1 protein-coding gene and 9 tRNA genes are annotated in these 1,591 nt (G+C 38.2%); all 10 read left to right on the top strand.

Annotated elements, in window-relative coordinates:
* Positions 1 to 50: 50 nt before the first annotated feature.
* The 10 genes from CS899_RS10690 to CS899_RS10735 all read left to right on the top strand — a co-directional run bounded on the left by CS899_RS10690 (position 51) and on the right by CS899_RS10735 (position 1,552).
* Positions 51 to 127 (top strand) — tRNA-Met (locus CS899_RS10690).
* Between the two features lie 26 nt (positions 128 to 153).
* Positions 154 to 230 (top strand) — tRNA-Met (locus tag CS899_RS10695).
* A gap of 5 nt (positions 231 to 235) precedes the next feature.
* Positions 236 to 310, top strand: a tRNA-Glu gene (locus CS899_RS10700).
* Positions 311 to 315: 5 nt separating this feature from the next.
* Positions 316 to 391 (top strand) — tRNA-Val (locus CS899_RS10705).
* 42 nt (positions 392 to 433) lie between these two features.
* Positions 434 to 510: transfer RNA gene (locus CS899_RS10710), tRNA-Asp, on the top strand.
* Between the two features lie 4 nt (positions 511 to 514).
* A tRNA-Thr gene (locus tag CS899_RS10715) sits at positions 515 to 590 on the top strand.
* 11 nt (positions 591 to 601) lie between these two features.
* A tRNA-Tyr gene (locus CS899_RS10720) sits at positions 602 to 687 on the top strand.
* A gap of 48 nt (positions 688 to 735) precedes the next feature.
* Positions 736 to 810: transfer RNA gene (locus CS899_RS10725), tRNA-Gly, on the top strand.
* A gap of 41 nt (positions 811 to 851) precedes the next feature.
* A tRNA-Arg gene (locus CS899_RS10730) sits at positions 852 to 928 on the top strand.
* A gap of 339 nt (positions 929 to 1,267) precedes the next feature.
* The gene (locus CS899_RS10735) at positions 1,268 to 1,552 is read left to right on the top strand and encodes a TIGR04197 family type VII secretion effector (protein WP_100066184.1); all 285 of its coding nucleotides are present in this window, start codon (positions 1,268 to 1,270) and stop codon (positions 1,550 to 1,552) included.
* Positions 1,553 to 1,591: the final 39 nt, after the last annotated feature.

Consider the following 1,591-nt stretch of genomic DNA (forward strand, 5'->3'; position numbering starts at 1 on the left):
CACCTAGTAACATAAAAAGTACAATTTATCTATTTAGATAGTTGTTATATCGCGGGATGGAGCAGCTTGGTAGCTCGTCGGGCTCATAACCCGGAGGTCGTAGGTTCAAATCCTGCTCCCGCAACCACAATTTTATATTAAATTTACTTATTTGGCGGAGTAGCTCAGCTGGCTAGAGCATGCGGTTCATACCCGCAGTGTCGGCGGTTCAAGTCCGTCCTCCGCTACCAAATAAGGCCCCATGGTCAAGCGGTTAAGACATCGCCCTTTCACGGCGGTAACCCGGGTTCGAATCCCGGTGGGGTCACCATATATGGGCGGTTAGCTCAGCTGGGAGAGCATCTGCCTTACAAGCAGGGGGTCACAGGTTCGAGCCCTGTACCGCCCACCATATATTGTCTAAGTTTATAAATAAAAATGGAATTGAAATTTTGGCCTGGTAGTTCAGTTGGTTAGAATGCCAGCCTGTCACGCTGGAGGTCGTCGGTTCGAGCCCGATCCAGGTCGCCATAATGCTGATGTAGCTCAATTGGTAGAGCAACTGACTTGTAATCAGTAGGTTGGGGGTTCAAGTCCTCTCATCAGCTCCATTTTTTTATTTGGAGGAGTTCCCGAGTTGGCCAAAGGGGACGGACTGTAAATCCGTTAGCTACGCTTTCAGTGGTTCGAATCCGCTCTCCTCCACCAAGTTACTTTAGTATAAAAGAATGTTTAATATTAATAAATTTTATATATGCGGAAGTGGCTCAGTGGTAGAGCATCGCCTTGCCAAGGCGAGGGTCGCGAGTTCGAGTCTCGTCTTCCGCTCCAACAATAGAACACAGATGATATAATCTGTGTTTTTCTGATATGTGCCATTAGCTCAGCTGGATAGAGCGTCTGGCTACGGACCAGAAGGTCAGGGGTTCGAATCCTCTATGGCACGCCAAAATAAAAACACCTATTGCCTTATTGTATAAGGTTGATAGGTGTTTTTTATTTTATATATTTTTATATAATTTGAATAAAATTACTTAAAATGTTATAGGCAGCCTACAAGTAACCTACAAAAATTTATAAACTAATATTAAGGAGAGATATAATAAATTTCTTTCTTTTTTTGTTGCAAAAAATTGTTATACCTATTTGAAGTAAACAAATATAATAGTATAATTTAAATAGTATATATTTAAAAGTAGAAATATGAGATAATATATAATATGCCGTTTATTTTAATAGCAAAACAATTACAGTTAATAAAAGAATATAAATAAAAAGGAGAATAAATATGGGAAAAATAGATGTAAATCCAGAAGTAGCAAGAAATATAGCAAGTAAACTTACTTCTAAATCGATACCAAAAGGAGCAATAGATAAAGATGGAGAATCTAATTTACCAGCTGTTTTAAGAGGAAGTGAAGCTGGAGCAAAAAGTTTAGAAATAGTAGAAAGTTATGAAAGTGCAAAAAACAACGATGCAAATAAAATTTCATCTTTAGGAGTAAAATTTGAAAACTTTGATAATGCAGTTGGAATTTCGTCAGGAATTATAATACATGGTGCAAAAAAATGATAGAGAAGTTATATCAAGAAAAAAGCAGAGAGCTTAAGA

Source organism: Miniphocaeibacter massiliensis (assembly GCF_900232905.1).
GTDB classification, from domain to species: domain Bacteria; phylum Bacillota; class Clostridia; order Tissierellales; family Peptoniphilaceae; genus Miniphocaeibacter; species Miniphocaeibacter massiliensis.

Coding starts and splice junctions, on each gene's coding strand:
- CS899_RS10735 (WP_100066184.1), top strand. CDS start 1,268: ATGGGAAAAATAGATGTAAATCCAGAAGTAGCAAGAAATATAGCAAGT.